Annotated in this window: 14 protein-coding genes; 9 read left to right on the forward strand and 5 right to left on the reverse strand. The window is 68.9% G+C overall.

Annotated elements, in window-relative coordinates:
* Window positions 1–2: 2 nt before the first annotated feature.
* A complete protein-coding gene (gene meaB / locus ASF60_RS00525; protein WP_056178677.1) occupies window positions 3–1,001 on the reverse strand; it encodes a methylmalonyl Co-A mutase-associated GTPase MeaB in 999 nt (332 codons plus the stop codon).
* A 264-nt stretch (window positions 1,002–1,265) separates the two neighbouring features.
* On the opposite strand from meaB, the gene ASF60_RS00530 reads away from it, so the two are divergent.
* Together ASF60_RS00530 and ASF60_RS00535 are read left to right on the forward strand one after the other, a co-directional pair.
* Window positions 1,266–2,324, forward strand: coding sequence for an alpha/beta hydrolase (locus tag ASF60_RS00530; RefSeq protein WP_200935857.1), 1,059 nt, complete (start codon window positions 1,266–1,268; stop codon window positions 2,322–2,324).
* Window positions 2,325–2,417: 93 nt separating this feature from the next.
* Window positions 2,418–2,777 (forward strand): hypothetical protein, encoded by a 360-nt coding sequence (locus tag ASF60_RS00535; RefSeq protein WP_056178680.1) that lies wholly within the window; start codon window positions 2,418–2,420, stop codon window positions 2,775–2,777.
* 104 nt (window positions 2,778–2,881) lie between these two features.
* Here ASF60_RS00535 and zigA read toward each other — a convergent pair whose 3' ends face one another.
* Both zigA and ASF60_RS00545 read right to left on the reverse strand, forming a co-directional pair.
* The gene (zigA, locus tag ASF60_RS00540) at window positions 2,882–4,102 is read right to left on the reverse strand and encodes a zinc metallochaperone GTPase ZigA (RefSeq protein WP_056178683.1); all 1,221 of its coding nucleotides are present in this window, start codon (window positions 4,100–4,102) and stop codon (window positions 2,882–2,884) included.
* Between the two features lie 168 nt (window positions 4,103–4,270).
* Entirely contained in the window at window positions 4,271–5,962 is a 1,692-nt protein-coding gene (locus ASF60_RS00545) for a L,D-transpeptidase family protein (RefSeq protein WP_056178686.1), read from the reverse strand.
* A gap of 160 nt (window positions 5,963–6,122) precedes the next feature.
* Between ASF60_RS00545 and ASF60_RS00550 the strand changes: the two genes are divergently transcribed.
* The 3 genes from ASF60_RS00550 (at window position 6,123) to ASF60_RS00560 (ending at window position 9,463) form a co-directional block, all read left to right on the forward strand.
* Complete coding sequence (locus ASF60_RS00550; protein WP_056178689.1) at window positions 6,123–6,980, forward strand: SDR family NAD(P)-dependent oxidoreductase; 858 nt, start codon at window positions 6,123–6,125, stop codon at window positions 6,978–6,980.
* A gap of 197 nt (window positions 6,981–7,177) precedes the next feature.
* Complete coding sequence (gene zwf, locus ASF60_RS00555; protein WP_056178693.1) at window positions 7,178–8,656, forward strand: glucose-6-phosphate dehydrogenase; 1,479 nt, start codon at window positions 7,178–7,180, stop codon at window positions 8,654–8,656.
* Window positions 8,657–8,764: 108 nt separating this feature from the next.
* Window positions 8,765–9,463: a GntR family transcriptional regulator gene (locus ASF60_RS00560; RefSeq protein WP_056178696.1), complete on the forward strand. Its 699-nt coding sequence runs from the start codon at window positions 8,765–8,767 to the stop codon at window positions 9,461–9,463.
* Window positions 9,464–9,475: 12 nt separating this feature from the next.
* Here ASF60_RS00560 and ASF60_RS00565 read toward each other — a convergent pair whose 3' ends face one another.
* Entirely contained in the window at window positions 9,476–11,152 is a 1,677-nt protein-coding gene (locus tag ASF60_RS00565) for a methyl-accepting chemotaxis protein (RefSeq protein ID WP_056178700.1), read from the reverse strand.
* A 150-nt stretch (window positions 11,153–11,302) separates the two neighbouring features.
* Window positions 11,303–11,959, reverse strand: a complete 657-nt coding sequence (locus tag ASF60_RS00570; protein ID WP_056178703.1) for a GntR family transcriptional regulator — start codon at window positions 11,957–11,959, stop codon at window positions 11,303–11,305.
* 182 nt (window positions 11,960–12,141) lie between these two features.
* On the opposite strand from ASF60_RS00570, the gene dctP reads away from it, so the two are divergent.
* From dctP to minC, 4 genes are all read left to right on the forward strand, one after another.
* Window positions 12,142–13,164: a TRAP transporter substrate-binding protein DctP gene (dctP, locus tag ASF60_RS00575; RefSeq protein ID WP_056178709.1), complete on the forward strand. Its 1,023-nt coding sequence runs from the start codon at window positions 12,142–12,144 to the stop codon at window positions 13,162–13,164.
* The gene (locus ASF60_RS00580) at window positions 13,161–13,835 is read left to right on the forward strand and encodes a TRAP transporter small permease (protein WP_056178712.1); all 675 of its coding nucleotides are present in this window, start codon (window positions 13,161–13,163) and stop codon (window positions 13,833–13,835) included. The genes dctP and ASF60_RS00580 overlap by 4 nt, the downstream gene beginning before the upstream one ends.
* Window positions 13,832–15,184 carry a TRAP transporter large permease gene (locus ASF60_RS00585; RefSeq protein ID WP_056178714.1) on the forward strand — a complete coding sequence of 451 codons (1,353 nt, stop codon included), beginning with the start codon at window positions 13,832–13,834 and terminating at the stop codon, window positions 15,182–15,184. The genes ASF60_RS00580 and ASF60_RS00585 overlap by 4 nt, the downstream gene beginning before the upstream one ends.
* Before the next feature lie 318 nt (window positions 15,185–15,502).
* A complete protein-coding gene (minC, locus tag ASF60_RS00590; RefSeq protein ID WP_056178717.1) occupies window positions 15,503–16,210 on the forward strand; it encodes a septum site-determining protein MinC in 708 nt (235 codons plus the stop codon).
* The last annotated feature ends 7 nt before the right edge of the window (window positions 16,211–16,217 follow it).

The raw sequence follows: 16,217 nt of genomic DNA on the forward strand, positions 1-16,217 counted from the left end.
CCCTACAGGCCGATCAGGGTGGCGATGGCCTCGGCCCCGGCGGCGGGCGAGGATTCCCCGCGTCCCACCGCGCCTTCGGCCTCCGCCGTCTGGCGCCGCACCTCGGCCGAGCCGACGAGGCGCTGGTGCAGGCGCTCATGGACGAGGGCCCACATCCACTTCACGTCCTGGGCACGGCGCTTCTGGGCGATCTCGCCGGTGGCCGTGAGCTTGTTGCGGTGATCGACGATCCGCTCCCACAGGCCGTCGAGGCCCTTGTTGTTCAGACCCGAGATCGTGACCACGGGGGGCGTCCAGGTCGAACTCGGGGCCGAGAGGATGTGCAGGGCCGCGCGGTACTCGGAGGCGGCGGCGCTGGCCCGGCGCTCGCCCTCGCCGTCATCCGCCTTGTTGACCGCGATCATGTCGGCCAGCTCGAGAATGCCCTTCTTGATGCCCTGCAGTTCGTCGCCGGCTCCGGGCAGCATCAGCACGAGGAAGAAGTCCGTCAGGTCGGCCACCGCCGTCTCGGACTGGCCGACGCCCACCGTCTCGACCAGGATCACGTCGAAGCCCGCCGCCTCGCACAGCAGCATGGTCTCGCGGGTCTTGGCCGCGACGCCGCCGAGCGTGCCGGAGGAGGGGGAGGGCCGGATGAAGGCGTTCGGATCGAGGGCGAGGCGCGCCATCCGGGTCTTGTCCCCGAGGATCGAGCCGCCGGTGCGGGTGGAGGAGGGGTCGACCGCCAGCACCGCCACCTTGTGCCCCGCCGCCGTCAGATTGGCGCCCAGCGCGTCGATGGTGGTCGACTTGCCCACCCCGGGCACGCCCGTGATGCCGACGCGGATCGCGGTTCCGGTGTGCGGCAGCACCGCATCGATGAGCGCCCGTGCCGCCGCCCGGTGATCGGCCCGCTTCGACTCCGCCAGGGTGATGGCCCGCGCCAGGGCGGCGCGGTCTCCCCCGAGCAGCCGCTCGCGCAAGGCATCGATGTCGAGGGCGGGTGCGGATGAGACGGCCATGGCTGCTTCTTTGCCGGTCCCGCCGGGTTTCGTCGAGGGGGGCGCGCCTGCCCGGGAGCGCTTCCCCCGCAAACCGGCGTGATCCCAGCCGGGTCCGAGACAGGTCCGAGTCCTGTGGGATCGGGGACACAGGACTGCCTGTGCCCGCAATCCACATCGCCACGGCCACGCTCACGCCCCGCCATGGTCACGATCCTCGTCGACAGGATAGCTCCACGTCAGGCCCGCCCCGGGGCCGCCACGTTCAGGGCTGCCTTGCACGACATGATTCGATCCGAGATCCGCCCCCACGCTCCCACCCGTCGCGCGCTCCTGCGTTTCGCCGCCCTCTCGGGGGTGGCCGGCCTCACGCCGGGGCTGGCGGGCTGCGTGGCCGACGGTCTCGTCAGCGACGCGGTGGGCGGCGGGGTGCCCGAGCGCCAGTCGGCCCTCGACGTCAGCCCCATCCTCCTCGTGGCCACCACGCGCAAGCCGGTCGGCTCGCCCCCGAAGAGCCCCTATTTCAGCTCCGAGCGCGGGCGCGGCCTCAGCTTCGCCGAAGTGCGGCTCTCGGCGCCCGACCGCTCGCTGATCGGCAAGGTCTCCTCGGTGGTCACCGGTGACTGGGCCGTGACCGCCGTGCCGCAGGTGGAGACGGGTCCGGGCGCGGCCGCGGCCTTCGCCCAGGCCGCCCTCGGACGCGACGTCCTGATCTACGTCCACGGCTACCGCGAGAGCTTCCAGTCAGCAGCGGTCAGCGCCGCCAAGCTCTCGGACGGCATCCGCTTCCGCGGCGCCTCGGCGCTGTTCACCTGGCCCTCGGCCGCGGCCACCTTCGATTACGGCTACGACCGCGAAAGCGCCCTGTGGTCGCGCGACGGGTTCGAAGATCTCCTGAAGGCGCTCGCGAACTCGTCATCCGGCGGGCGCATCAACATCGTCGCCCATTCCATGGGCACGTTGCTGACCCTCGAGACCCTGCGCATGCTGCGGGCCGAGGCCGGCGAGGCCGCCATGGCCCGCATCGGCGCGGTGGTGCTCGCTGCGCCCGACATCGACATCGACCTGTTCACCAGCGCGGTCGAGCGGATGGGGCCGGACGTGCACAAGATCACGGTGATCTCCTCGACCAACGATCGCGCCCTGGAACTCTCGGGTGCCATCGCGGGCGGCGTGGTCCGGGCCGGGGCGGCGGATCGCGAGCGCCTGGAGGCGCTGGGCGTGCGCGTGGCCGATGCCTCCGACTATGGCGGCGGGCTGATCAACCACGACCTGTTCCTGTCGAACCCCGACGTCCAGGGCGTGGTCAAGCGCGCCATCGCCCGGGCCAGCGGCGGAGCCTGAGTCGCGGCTGCCGTCGGGAAACCAGCCCTTGGCCTGCGCCGCGTTCGCCCCTACACGGACGGCGGCCCCGGCCGCAGACAGGAAGGATTCGCGATGTTCACTCTCGAGATCGATGGCGTGGCCATCGCGGTCATCAATGGCTCCGAGGAGGTCGCCAACGACCTCTTCACCTGCGATGGCTTCAAGGACGACATCCAGACCATGAAGAGCGACGGCAAGGTGCTGTGGAACGGCACCTCTCCGCTCAAGATCCGCCCCGCCACCGAGGAGGAGACCGAAATCTTCGAGGACGCCCTCGCGGAGGACGATTCCGAGGAGGACGAGCCCTTCGAGCCGGATGCCCACCACGCCCAGGCGTCGAACGACGACGAGGACGAGGACGGCGATGAGGAAGACGACGCCGACATCGTGTTCCTGGTCGATATCGACGAGGATGGCGGCCTCGATTCCTGACCGTCGAAGGGTCCGGTGGCCCGATCGCGGGTGACCGGACTGAACGTCGCCTTCGTTGGCCCCGCGCCAGGCCCCGCCGGTCGCGATGATCGGCGGGACGGAGGTCAGGCCGCGCGCTGCCAGGGCGGGAACGGATCGGGCAGCGGGCGATAGGGGGCGGCATCGAAGGTGCCCTGGTCCGGCCCGGTGTCGATCAGGCAAGCATCAAGGGCGGCCCGGATGGCCGCCTCGTCCATGCCCGTCCCGATGAAGACCAGCTCCTGGCGGCGATCTCCCCAGGTCTCGCTCCAGACCGCGTCGAGACGGCTGCGGAACTCCGATTCCTCCGGCCACCGGCTCCGCGGAATCGCGTGCCACCAGAAGCCCATGGCGCTGACCCGGGCCACGGCTCCCGCCAGGGAGAACTCGCCGACCCAGTCCGGCCGGGAGGCGAGCCAGAAATGCCCCTTGGCGCGGATCAGGCCCGGCCAAGTCGCGTCGACGAAGGCGTTGAACCGCGTCGGGTCGAACGGGCGCCGCGCCCGGTACACGAACGTGCCGATCCCGTATTCTTCCGTCTCCGGCACATGCTCCGCGGCGCCGTAGAGCTCCTTGAACCAGAGCGGGTGTTCCTGGGCCTTGTCCTCGTCGAAGAGGCCCGTGTCCAGGACCGTCGACAGGGGGATGCGGCCGTGGGAGGCCTCGACGATCCGCGCATCGCCGTTGAGGCCCCGCACCACGGAGCGCACCAGGGCGAGCGCTTCGGGTGAGACATCCGTCGCCTTGTTGATGACCACGACGTCGGCGAACTCGATCTGCTCCACCAGGAGGTCGACCAGGGTTCGTGTGTCCCCTTCGCCCGCGGTCTCGCCGCGATGGCTCAGGAAGTCCGCCGAGCCGTAATCCTTGAGCAGGTTCACCGCGTCCACCACCGTCACCATGGTGTCGAGGCGGGCCACGTCGGAGAGCGCCCGCCCCTCCTCATCCCGGAATGAGAAGGTCGAGGCGACAGGCAGCGGTTCGGCGATGCCGGTGCCCTCGATCAGGAGATAGTCGAAGCGCCCGGCCTCGGCGAGGCACCGGACCTCCGCCAGTAGATCATCCCGCAGGGTGCAGCAGATGCAGCCATTGGTCATTTCCACCAGGCGTTCGTCCGTCCGCGACAGGTTGGCCTCGCCACCCCGCACCAGGTCGGCATCGATGTTCACCTCGCTCATGTCGTTGACGATCACGGCGACGCGCCGCTGCTCCCGATTGTTCAGAACGTGGTTGAGCAGGGTGGTCTTGCCCGCGCCAAGAAAGCCCGACAGCACGGTCACGGGCAGGCGTAGATCGGGGTGCAGCATGAACACAGCTCCTTTAGGAATGTTATAACGTAACATTCGTAGGAGTTGCTCGGCGTTGTCAAGGTTGTGGATCCCCGTCCGTCGCCCGTCCGCCCGAGTGGATCGGACGGACCCTCCGCTCATTTCCGGGTTTCGGAGCCCCGGATCGCCGCGTGGGCCGAAAGCCGATCAATCCACAGGCGGAAGCGCGGCGCGACTCGGGATCGAACGCGGCGGAACCGGATCGTTCGTCGCGGCCGTCTCGGTGACCGGAGCGGACCGGACCGGCTTGGCCGCGCCCGATTTGGCCGCGCTCGATTTGGCCGCACTCGATTTGGCGACTGTCGGCTGGGCGACGGTCGGTTTGGCAACGGTCGACTTAATATCCGTTGACTTGATATCCGTCGATTTGGCCTTGGCCGGCGGAGCGATCGTGCCCGTCGCCGCCACATCCGGCATCGGCACCGCCGGGCTGTCGATGCCGTAGATGTCATCGCGAAAATGGGCACGGCCGTCCGGCGTCGCGTAGCCGGTGAGATACACGAAGGTCACCGGGATCTGCTTCGGCAGCTTGATGTCCAGGCGCTCGTTGGTGGCGATGCTGGTTTCGATCTCGATCGGACCCCAGGTCGAGCCCTGGCCGTTGGGGCCGGGCGTGCCTTCGAGGAGCCAGCCGGCCAGCTCCTTCACCTGGGCGACGCGCACGCAGCCATGCGAGTGAAACCGGACCTCGCGGGCGAACAGCGATTTCGACGGCGTGTCATGCATATAGACCGCCTGCTTGTTCGGCATGTCGATGCGGACCTGACCCAGGGAGTTCTCCAGGCCGGAATCCTGACGCAGGGTGTAGTTGGCCGCCTTTTCAGTCGACCAGTCGATGGCGGTCGGATCGACCTCGACGCCGCCGGGGCCGAGGATGCGGATGCGCTCGCGGGCGAGATAGCCCGGGTCTTTCCGCATCTTCGGAATGATCTCCTTCTTGATGATGGAGACCGGCAGCGTCCAGGTCGGATTGAGGTTCACGTCGGTGATGCGCGCCTCGATGCGGGGCGTCGCCTTGTCGGGCTTGCCGACCACCGCCACGTAGCGGCGCACCACCATGCCGTGATCGACCGCCTCCACGGTCGCCGAGGGAATGTTCACCACGACGTAGCGGTCGCCGTAGGGGAAGTTCGAGCCGATCTGCCGGGCCGCGGAGGCGGCGAGCTGGCGCTGGCGCGTGGCCGCCGGCACGTTGAGCGCCGCCACCGTCTGGCGCCCGATCAGGCCGGTCTCGGGCAATCCGTGGCGGGCCTGGAAGGACTTGACCGCCGCCACCAGGGGCGCGTCGAGCTGATCGCTCATCGCTGTCTCGGCGGGGAGATCGCCGACCAGGACCAGATGCTTGCGCAGGGCGGGGATCGCCGGACTGCTGGCACCGGGCTTCACCACGAGATCGGCGGGCAGCGCCGTCCATCCGCCGGCATCGACCATGGCCTGGTAGCGGTCGGCCATGCGCAGGGTATCGAGGAAGGTGGCGGGGCTGAGGGTCGGGACCGGGTCGGTGGAGACCCGCGCCACCACCAGGGGCGGCAATTCCCGCGACTTCTTCACCGGGGCCGGCGCCGCGTCGGCCGCATTCGGCACGATGGCCTGGACGGCGGGCGTCACCGGCGCGGTGGCCGACAGGGTCTCGACCTTCGGAAGCTCCGTCGTCACCCTGGCGGGAGGCTCCGACGGGGCCTTGGCCGGCATGCGGGCGTCCTGCGCCCAGGCCGTGCCGCCGAGGGCCAGGACGAGCGCCATCTGCGACAGGCCCGCGCGCAGGCGGATTGATCGAGCGGGTGGGCGGACGGACCGCGCCGGTAGGCGGAGGAGAACGGCACTGTGGCGCGAACGCATCGCGGGTCTCTCGCGTGTGAAGTCTCCCCAACCATGCGCATAGAGGGTTACCAATCTCCTGTGCCCGGCTGCCGGCCTCCACGGGGTGCCCTACCTGACGCGTGCAACGGCACCTCCACACAGGGCGTGCCCCGCAGACTTCCGTCCGACAGGAGACAGCATGAGCAGGCATCCGGCATTTCAGGCGGGGCGAACCGCCATCGTCACCGGCGCGGCCAGCGGGATCGGGCTGGCGGCGGCCAAGCGCTTCGCCGCCGAGGGCCTGGCGGTCTGGCTGGCCGACCTGCCCGGTTCCGCCCTGGACGCCGCGCAGGTGGCGGTCGCCGCCGTAGCGCGGGACAGCTCGGTCCAAGCCCCGGTCTACACCATGCCGACCGATGTCGCCCGTCCCGAAGACGTCGCTGCCCTCCGCGACGCCGCCACCACCGGCGGCGCACCGGCCGTCGTCATGCTGAATGCGGGAATCGAGGCCGGCGGGACGCTGTTCTCGGACGCGGAGACCTGGCGGCGCATCCTCGACACCAATCTGTGGGGCGTCCTCAACGGTATCCAGGCCTTCGCGCCCGGGATGATCGCCGGTGGCGCGCCCGGGGCCATCGTGGTCACCGGTTCGAAGCAGGGCATCACCACACCGCCGGGCAACACGCCCTACAACGTGTCGAAGGCGGGGGTGAAGGTCGTCACGGAGGCGCTGGCCCACGACCTGCGTGGACGGGAGGGCGCCCGGGTCAGCGCCCATCTGCTGATCCCGGGTTTCGTCTATACCGGCCTGACCCGGGCGCGGGGCGTCACCGAGAAGCCCGAGGGGGCCTGGACGCCGGAGGAGACGGTGGATGTCCTGATGGCCGGCCTGGCGCAGGGCGATTTCTACATTCTCTGCCCCGACAACGAGACGACCCGGGCGCAGGACGCCAAGCGCATCGCCTGGGCCGCCGGGGACATCATCGAGAACCGTCCGGCGCTCTCGCGCTGGCACCCCGACCACGCCGCCGCGTTCCAGCGCTTCGCCGGGTCCTGATCGCCGCGACCGACGCTCGCCCGGACCATCTCCGTTCTGCACGCCGCGCAGGTGGCGGACGCCTTGCATAGCGGCGCCGGGAAGCCGACACAGCGGGTGCGATTCTTCGCGCCCTGTCCGTGCAGGGCAACCGCGTGACGATCCTCCTGCGAGCCGACGTGCTGCGGGCCGACTTGTAAACCGAACGGGAGCCGCCCTTGGCCACCATCATCCCCGTCGCCTCCTTCGACTGTGTCGTCTTCGGCGCCACCGGCGACCTGACGACACGCAAGCTGCTGCCGGCCCTGTACTACCGCTTCAAGGATGGGCAGATCCCGGGCACGAGCCGGATCATCGGGGCGTCGCGCTCGGAGATGAGCACCGAGGCGTTCCGCGAGCGGGCGCGCGATGCGATCAAGCGCTTCGTCCCCGCCGCCGATCTCGCCGAGGACACGATCGCGGCCTTCCTCGACCATCTCGACTACGTGGCGGTCGACGGGGCCGGGGACGACGGCTGGGAAGATCTCGCCGCCAAGCTCGCCGAGCGTCCGGATCAGGTGCGGCCCTACTATCTCGCCACCTCGCCCGACCTCTACGGCTCGATCTGCCAGAACCTCGCCCAGCACGGCCTGATCGGGGAGAAGTCCCGCGTCGTGCTGGAGAAGCCGATCGGCAAGGACCTGAAATCGGCGCGCGCCATCAACGACGCGGTCGGAAAGGTGTTTCCCGAGGAGCAGATCTTCCGCATCGACCACTACCTCGGCAAGGAGACGGTGCAGAACCTACTCGCCCTGCGCTTCGCCAACACCATCTTCGAGCGCCTGTGGACGGCGGACGTCATCGACCACGTCCAGATCACGGTGGGCGAGACCGTCGGCGTCGAGGGCCGGGCCGGATATTACGACACCTCGGGCGCGCTGCGGGATATGGTGCAGAACCATATGCTGCAACTCCTCTGCCTGATGGCGATGGAGAGCCCGCTCTCCCTCGACGCCAATTCGGTCCGCGACGAGAAGCTGAAGGTGCTGCGGGCCCTGAAGCCGATCACCCCGCACGACGTGCAGACCGTGACGGTGCGGGGCCAGTATGCCGCCGGTGCCGTCGCGGGTAAGCCGGTGGACGGATACCGCACCGACCTCGGCGGCGACACCGACAGTCGCACCGAGACCTTCGTGGCTCTCAAGCTCGAGGTGCAGTCCTGGCGCTGGGCCGGGGTGCCGTTCTACCTGCGCACCGGCAAGCGTCTGCCGCAGAAGCTCTCCGAAATCGTGGTGCAGTTCCGCGCCTCGCCGTTCTCGATCTTCCCGGAGGAAGCCTTCGGGCGCGAGCCCAACCGCCTCGTCATCCGGCTCCAACCGGAGGAGGGGATCAAGCTCGAAGTCATGACCAAGGACCCGGGGCCGGGCGGCATGCGTCTGCGCCCGACCAACCTCGACATCTCCTTCGAGGAGACCTTCAAGCAGCGTTACCCCGATGCCTACGAGCGCCTGCTCATGGATGTGGTGCGCGGCAACGCCACCCTGTTCATGCGCCGGGACGAGGTCGAGGTGGCCTGGGCCTGGGCCGACTCGCTGCTCAAGGCCTGGGCCGACCGGCCCGAGCCGCCGCGTCCCTATCCGGCCGGCAGCTGGGGGCCGACCGCCGCCATCGCGCTGATCGAGCGCGACGGCCGGACCTGGCACGAAGAAATCCGCTGACGCCGGGGCGAGGACCGGGGGTATAATTCCGCACTCTCTCGACAGGTCTCAGACGAGGGATTACCACGAAGACGTATTCTTCATTTCTCTTCCAGACGTCGTGGACCCATGAACAAGATCGAGACGGGCCTCGGCATCAACCGGCGCTACCTTCACGATGAGGTGGTCGACCGCATGCGCGACCTGATCTGTTCGGGCGAGCTCGAACCGCGCGCCCGGATCAACGAGAGCGAGTTGACCGAGCGCTTCGGCATCTCCCGCACGCCCCTGCGCGAGGCCATCAAGATCCTCGCCACCGAGGGCCTGCTGGAACTGCTGCCGAATCGCGGCGCCCGGGTCGCCAGCCTGTCGCAATCCGAGATCGAGGAAATGATCGAGGTCATCGCCGGCCTCGAGGCAACCGCCGCCGATCTTGCCTGCCGCATCATCACCGATGTGGAGATCGACGGCATCTCCCGCGACCACGACGCCATGGTGACGGCCTGGAAGGCCGGCGAGGAGGGCGTCTACTTCGCCCTCAACCGGGCGATCCACGAGGGCATCATGCGGGCGAGCCGCAATGCCACCCTGGGGGGCATCTACGACAGCCTCTCGGGCCGCATCCAGCGCTCGCGCTACGCCGTGCACCAGACGCCGGAGCAATGGGCGCAATCCGTCCGCGAGCACGAGCAGATGATCGCGCTGCTCCGCGCCCGGGACGGCGAGGCGCTGGCTCCGCTGATGCGCGCCCATATCCGGGCCCGGACTCCGGTGATCGCCGAGAATTTCGGGACGGCAGGCCAGGACGCTTCCGGCACAACGGCCTGAGCCGGGCGCCGGTCAGGCCGCCCGGACCGTCCCGAGGAAGCGTGCCAGTTCCTGCGCCAGATGCTCGGATTCGTGTGAGAGTTCGGAGGCCGACGCCAGGACCTGGGACGCGGCTGCGCCGGTTTCCTCGGCCGCTCCGGCGACCCCGGTGATGTTCGTGGTGACCTCGCCGGTGCCGGTGGCTGCCTCGCCCACGTTGCGCACGATCTCCTGCGTCGCCGCGCCCTGCTCCTCGACCGCCGCCGCGATCGAGGTCGCCACGGTGCTGATCTCGCGGATGCGGCTGCTGATGCCCTCGATCGCGGAGACGGCCTGACCGGTCGAACCCTGGATCCGGCCGATCTGCCCGCTGATCTCCTCGGTGGCCCGCGCGGTCTGGTTGGCGAGTTCCTTCACCTCCGCGGCGACCACGGCGAAGCCGCGACCCGCCTCACCGGCGCGGGCCGCCTCGATGGTGGCATTCAGCGCCAGCAGGTTGGTCTGGCCCGCGATGCTCGCGATCATCGCCACCACGTCGCCGATCCGCGCGGCCGCGGCGCTCAGTTCCTGAACCTGCGTCGCGGTCTCGGCGGCCTCGTCCACCGCCCGCTGGGCGAGCTGGGTCGAGCCGTCGACCTGACGCCCGATCTCCTGCACGGAGGCTCCGAGTTCCTCGGCTGCCGCCGCCACCATGCCGACATTGGCCGCCGCCTGTTCCGCCGCCGCCGCCACCGTGGTGGATTGCTGCGCCGTCGCGGAGGCGGTGCCGGCCATGCTCTGGGCCGTTCCGCGCAGCTGGCTCGCCGCCGCCGTCACCCGGCCGAGGATCCCGCCGACAGCGCCCTCGAACCCGTCGGCCATCTCACGCATCGCCGCCTTGCGCTGGGCTTCGGCGCCCGCCCGGGCGAGGCGGGTTTCATCCTCCAGAACCCGGCTGCGCACGAGATTCGCCCGGAAGGTGTCAAGAGTGTCGGCCATGGCGCCGATCTCGTCGCGGCGGCCCACGCTGGGAATCTCGGTTTCGGCGTCGCCATCCGCGACGCGCCGCATGGCCGCCGTCATCGCGCCGAGCGGGCGGGTCACCCCCAGGAGGGTGTAGCCCATGGCGGCCAGCGCCATCAGGGCCGACAGCCCGAGCATGATCTGGGTGACCCGCATCGCGCTGGCCTGTTCGGCACGCGCGGCCGCCTTGGCGGCTCCACCGACCTGGTCGTTGAAGGTGACCAGCTTGCGCAAGGCGCCCGAGGTCGCGAGATAGTCGGCGTTCATGGCACCGCGAAACAGCGTCAGGATCTCGTCGCGCCGGGCCGGGTCCATACCCTGAAGCCGGCTCCAATCCTGGCTCATCAACGCGAGTTTGCCGGTGACGTCCGCGTACAGCGCCCCCTCCTCGGGGGAACTCACCAGGGCCTGGTAGGCGGCCCGCTTCGCCTCCAACTCCTTGGCCAGACCGGCGGCCTGGGTGACGCTGTTGCCGCGCTCCTCGGCGGTCTCGGCCAGGACGTAGCGGAACTGCCAAAGGCGGATGCGCATCACCAAAGCATTCATCGTGTGCGCGGAATCAACCGAGGGTAGAACGTTGTCGGACAGCACTGTGATGCGGTCGCCGATGGTGTCGAGCTTTGCCAGCGAGACGAGCCCTTGGCCCGTCGTGATGACCGTCAGCAGACCGAAGAGTCCGATCAGCGTCTTCTTGAGGGAGGGGCGCATGGCAAGGGTCCGAATAGCGGCAGGTCTGTCAGTGTCACCACACGGTTAGAATGACGCCCTTAAGAATGGCTTTCCGGAATCTTCTCGGATTCAACCTGTGGGATCAGAGTTGCGTGCCGCGACAAGGACTTGCGTAAAGCCCGGCGCTTGTCAGGCCGCGGCGTTGATCGAGCGCAGGCCGGCCACGAGGTCGGAGAAGCGGTCCCCCTGCACGATGACGTGGGCGCGCAACCGGTCGGACGCGGCGGCCTCGTCACCCGATACGATCGCGGCGACGATGGCTTCGTGCTCGGCGAGCGATTGCCCGAGGCGGTTGCGGGCGCGGAGCTGGAGGCGTCGGAAGGGTGCGAGCCGCCGGTGCAGCTGGCGCGCCTGCTCCTCGAGAAAGCCGTTCCGGCAGGCCCGGTAGACCACCGTGTGGAAGACGTAGTTCTCGGCATAATACGTCTCGGGATCGCCGGCCGCCGCCGAGACGCCGCAGGCCGCCAGGGCAGCCTTCAGGGCCGCCTCGTCGTCCGGCACCAGACGCCGCGCCGCGAGGCGGCCGCACGAGGCCTCGATCTCCGCCATGGTTTCGAACATGGCGATCAGGAGCTGCGGATCCGGGGCGCTGACGATGGCGCCCCGCCGAGGCTTGATCTCCACGAGGCCGGTCATCGCCAGTTGCAGCAAGGCCTCGCGGATCGGCGTGCGCGACACCCCGAAGCGCTCCGCCAGCTCCGTCTCGTCGAGGCGTGCCCCGATGGACAGACGCCCATCCACGATCTCGGTTTCGATGGTGTGCCTGAGGCGACGCGATTGGTTCATGCGCGGAGATCCCAGTCCGGTTTTCATCCTGCCCACTCACAACAATCAGGCGCGCTCCATTATTCATCTTCGTTGACAAAATATACAAGACGTCGTTTCATGTATAAAGAAGTGGCGGTGCAGTATAAATGCTGCGCTGCAAAAAGGAGGCGGCCAGAGGCCTGCCCAGGGAGAGACTCGCCATGATGTTGACGCGCCGTGCCCTCGTCGCCGGCGGCCTCGCCGCCCCCGCCATCCTCTCGCTCGGCTCCCGCGCCCGGGCTGCCACCACCACCCTGAAGCTCTCGCACCAGTTTCCCGGCGGCACCATCGATGAGGGCGATTTCCGCGATCGTCTGTCGCGGAAGTTCGCCGCCCTGCTGGCCGAGCGCTCGAAGGGCGCCATCGAGGTGCAGGTCTATCCGGGCTCGTCCCTGATGAAGACCAACGCCCAGTTCGGCGCCATGCGGAAGGGCGCGCTCGACCTGTCGCTCTACCCGTCGCCCTATGCCGGCGGCGAAGTGGCGGAGATGAATATCGGCCTGATGCCGGCGCTGGTGAGCTCCTACGAGCAGGCCATCGCCTGGAAGAAGGCGCCGGTCGGCCGGAAGATCACCGAGATCCTCGATTCCAAGGGCATCCTCCTCGTCTCCTGGGTCTGGCAATCGGGCGGCGTCGCCAGCCGCGAACGCCCGCTCTACACCCCGGCGGATGCCAAGGGCCTCAAGGTCCGCGGCGGATCGCGCGAGATGGACCTGATGATGAAGCAGGCCGGCGCCGCGACCCTGTCGATCCCCTCCAGCGAATCCTACGCCGCCATGCAGACCGGGGCCTGCGATGCGGTCATCACCTCGTCCACCAGCCTGATCTCGTTCCGCCTCGAGGAACTATCGAAGGCCCTGACCTCGGGCCGCGAGCGCTCCTACTGGTTCATGCTCGAGCCGCTCATGATGTCGAAAATCGCGTTCGAGCGCCTGCCCAAGGACCAGCAGGAGCTCGTCATGGCGATCGGCGAGGAGCTCGAGCCCTTCGGGCAGGCCGGTGCCAAGGCGGACGACACCAAGGTCGAGGAGATCTTCGGCAAGGCCGGAGCCAAGGTGCAGAACCTCGACGAGAAGACGCTCGGCCAGTGGCGCGACATCGCCCGCGAGACGGCCTGGAAGGACTTCGCGGGCAAGTCGGCGAACTGCGCCGAGCTCCTCAAGCTGGCGGAGCAGGTGTCGTGAGCCACGCCTTCGACGCGGCCTCGGCCGCTTCCGAAACCGCGGCGGTCGCCCCCGAGCCCCGGATTCCCGGCCTGCTCGGGCATCTCGACCGGGGCATGAAGGCGATCAACCGGGTGATCATGCTGCTCGGCGGCATCGCCCTGGTCTGCGCCTGCCTCGTGCTCAGCTACAGCGTGGTGGTGCGTTACGCCCTGCACGAGCCCACCGACTGGCAGGACGAGATGGCGGTGTTCCTCATCGTGGGGGCCACCTTCTTCTCGGCCGCGGCCGTCCAGGCCAAGCGCGGCCACGTGGCGATTGAGGCCCTGAGCGGACTGCTCTCGCCGCGCGTGAACCGGGTCCGCCTGCTGATGGCCGACCTCATCAGCATCGTGTTCGTCACCTTCTTCGCCTGGAAGAGCTGGAGCCTGCTGCACGAGGCCTGGGTCGACGGTCAGGTCTCGCAATCCTCCTGGGGGCCGCCCCTGTGGATTCCCTACGCGCTGATGGCTTTGGGCATGAGCTTCCTCGGCCTGCAATTCCTGCTGCAAATCATCGAGGCGTTGACCTACGGGCCGCGCGCGGCCGGCTGGGCCAACCCGAAGGTCGGCCTCGGCGCCGATCTCAACAAACCTTCTCTGAAGAACCCTTCCCTGAACAACTCTTCCCTCAAGACGGGCTCCCACCCATGAGCGTCGCCGCCATCGGCTTCCTGTATGCGGGCGCGACGCTGAGCGCGATGCTCGCCGGCATCCCCATCGCCTTCGCCCTGGGCTTCGTCGCCCTGGCCTTCATGTACGTCTTCATGCCCGGCGCCTCCCTCGATACGGTGGCGCAGAACGTCTACGAGGAGATGGCCTCCATCACCCTGCTGTCGATCCCGCTCTTCATCCTGAAGGGCGCCGCTATCGGCCGGAGCCGGGCGGGCCAGGATCTCTACTCCGCCATGCATGCCTGGATGCACCGCATCCCCGGGGGGCTCGGCATCGCCAACGTCTTCGCCTGCGCGCTCTTCGCCGCGATGGCGGGGTCCTCCCCCGCCACCTGCTCGGCCATCGGTTCGGCGGGCATCCCCGAGATGCGCAAGCGCGGCTACTCGCCGGGCTTCGCCGCCGGCATCATCGCGGCGGGCGGCACGCTCGGCATCCTGCTGCCGCCCTCCATCACCATGATCCTCTACGCGGTGGCCGCCGAGCAGTCGCTCGGGCGCCTGTTCCTCGCCGGCATCGGGCCGGGCCTACTGCTGGTCGCCCTGTTCGCCACCTGGTCGGTCTATCGCTTCCGCGCGGAATACGCCGCCGCCAAGGACGCCTACGAGCGCCACGGAACCCCCTCGGCCATTCTGGCGGAGGACACCTACAGCATGCGCCAGCGCTTCTCGACGCTGCCGCGGGTGCTGCCCTTCGTGATCCTGCTCACCGGCGTGATGGTGGCGCTCTACGGCGGCTACGCCACGCCCTCCGAGACCGCCGGCCTCGGCGGCCTGCTGGCGCTCGGCCTGATCGCCATCATCTACGGTGTCTGGCGCCCCCGGGACGTCAACCCGATCCTCGCCGCGACCCTGCGGGAATCCACCATGCTGATGCTCATCATCGGCATGTCGCTCCTCTACGCCTACGTGATGAGCTACCTGCACATCTCGCAATCGGCCGCGAGCGCGATCGTGGCGATGCAGCTCTCGCCCTGGGTGCTGCTGGTGACGATCCTCGGCCTCGTGATCCTGCTCGGCTTCTTCCTGCCGCCGGTCTCGATCATCCTGATGACGGCACCGATCATCCTGCCGCCGCTCAAGGCGGCCGGATTCGACCTCGTCTGGTTCGGCGTCGTGATGACCATCACCATGGAGATGGGCCTGATCCACCCGCCGGTGGGCCTCAACATCTTCGTCATCAAGAACATCGCCCCCGACATCCCGCTCAGGGACATCATCTGGGGCACGCTGCCCTTCGTGATCCTGATGGCCGTGGCGATCCTGATCCTCTGCCTCGTGCCCAGCATCGCCATGTGGCTGCCGAATTGGCTCCTGCCCACCACGCGGTGAGGGCCGGCGCCGCGCAAAGGGCCGGCGCCGCGCAAGCCGCGCCATCGTCGAATCGACCCGGCCCCGGATGGGGCGTGCGACAGGGGCAGTCCGTCGCGCGCCCCGGCCGGGGCCGATCCGTTTCCGGGGTGCGGGGAGGGGATCGGGGCGAAACGGGGCCGAACTCTGCGCCGGACTCGGGGGCGCCCGGCCCATCCTCCCATCCCTGGATCATCGGATCAGAGGAAAATGCGCGCCTTTAATCCTTTGAGCACGGGTTGTTAACGAAGCGGTAACCATACCGGGCATCAATGGTCTGGTAAGGAATCGCGAGAGCCCGTGACTGACACAAGCCCTCCCCGCAGACCCGTTCAGCTTCGTGGCCGTGCCTTCAAGTCCTTGGTGCTGGCTCCGGAAACTCCGCTTCCGGATTGGTTCGCCGATCTGGACGAGGCGCTGAAGCGCTCGCCGACGCTGTTCGACGGGCGCGCCCTGATCCTCGACGTGGCGGCGCTGGAGCCCGCCGCGTCGGACCTCGACACCCTGCTGGCCGAACTCGGCAGCCGGCAGATCCGCATCCTCGGCATCGAGGGAACGCAGGTCTCCCTCCTCGGACCGGGGCGCCCGCCGCTCCTGGTCCAGGGGCGGCCCCTGAGCTCGATCGAGGTTCCGGTCCAGCCCGAGCCGGAGGTGCTCGAGGCGCCCCCGGAGCCGGCCACGACCTCCCTCACCATCGAGGGTTCGGTCCGGTCTGGGCAATCCATCGTCCACCCCACCGGCGACGTCACCGTGATGGGGTCGGTTTCTTCCGGCGCGGAGATCCTCGCCGGCGGCTCCATCCATGTCTACGGCGCGCTGCGCGGCCGGGCCATCGCCGGTGCCGCCCGCAACCCCCGCGCCCGCATCTGCTGCCGCAAGTTCGAGCCCGAGCTTCTCGGCATCGACCGCCTCGTCCGCACGGCCGAGGAGATGGGTAACCACCTGCGCGGCAAGCCCGTGCAAATCTGGCTCGATGGCGGCGCCATCAAATTCGCATCCTTGGATTGAGGGAGAC

Origin of the sequence: Methylobacterium sp. Leaf113, assembly GCF_001423325.1 — a bacterium.
Classification (GTDB): domain Bacteria; phylum Pseudomonadota; class Alphaproteobacteria; order Rhizobiales; family Beijerinckiaceae; genus Methylobacterium.

Excerpts from the sequence above, each read along its gene's own strand:
- ASF60_RS00550 (WP_056178689.1), top strand. The coding sequence starts at position 6,123 with ATGAGCAGGCATCCGGCATTTCAGGCGGGGCGAACCGCCATCGTCACC.
- ASF60_RS00535 (WP_056178680.1), top strand. The coding sequence starts at position 2,418 with ATGTTCACTCTCGAGATCGATGGCGTGGCCATCGCGGTCATCAATGGC.
- ASF60_RS00570 (WP_056178703.1), bottom strand. The coding sequence starts at position 11,959 with ATGAACCAATCGCGTCGCCTCAGGCACACCATCGAAACCGAGATCGTG.
- meaB (WP_056178677.1), bottom strand. The coding sequence starts at position 1,001 with ATGGCCGTCTCATCCGCACCCGCCCTCGACATCGATGCCTTGCGCGAG.
- zigA (WP_056178683.1), bottom strand. The coding sequence starts at position 4,102 with ATGCTGCACCCCGATCTACGCCTGCCCGTGACCGTGCTGTCGGGCTTT.
- ASF60_RS00585 (WP_056178714.1), top strand. The coding sequence starts at position 13,832 with ATGAGCGTCGCCGCCATCGGCTTCCTGTATGCGGGCGCGACGCTGAGC.
- ASF60_RS00560 (WP_056178696.1), top strand. The coding sequence starts at position 8,765 with ATGAACAAGATCGAGACGGGCCTCGGCATCAACCGGCGCTACCTTCAC.
- ASF60_RS00530 (WP_200935857.1), top strand. The coding sequence starts at position 1,266 with ATGATTCGATCCGAGATCCGCCCCCACGCTCCCACCCGTCGCGCGCTC.
- ASF60_RS00545 (WP_056178686.1), bottom strand. The coding sequence starts at position 5,962 with ATGCGTTCGCGCCACAGTGCCGTTCTCCTCCGCCTACCGGCGCGGTCC.
- ASF60_RS00565 (WP_056178700.1), bottom strand. The coding sequence starts at position 11,152 with ATGCGCCCCTCCCTCAAGAAGACGCTGATCGGACTCTTCGGTCTGCTG.
- dctP (WP_056178709.1), top strand. The coding sequence starts at position 12,142 with ATGATGTTGACGCGCCGTGCCCTCGTCGCCGGCGGCCTCGCCGCCCCC.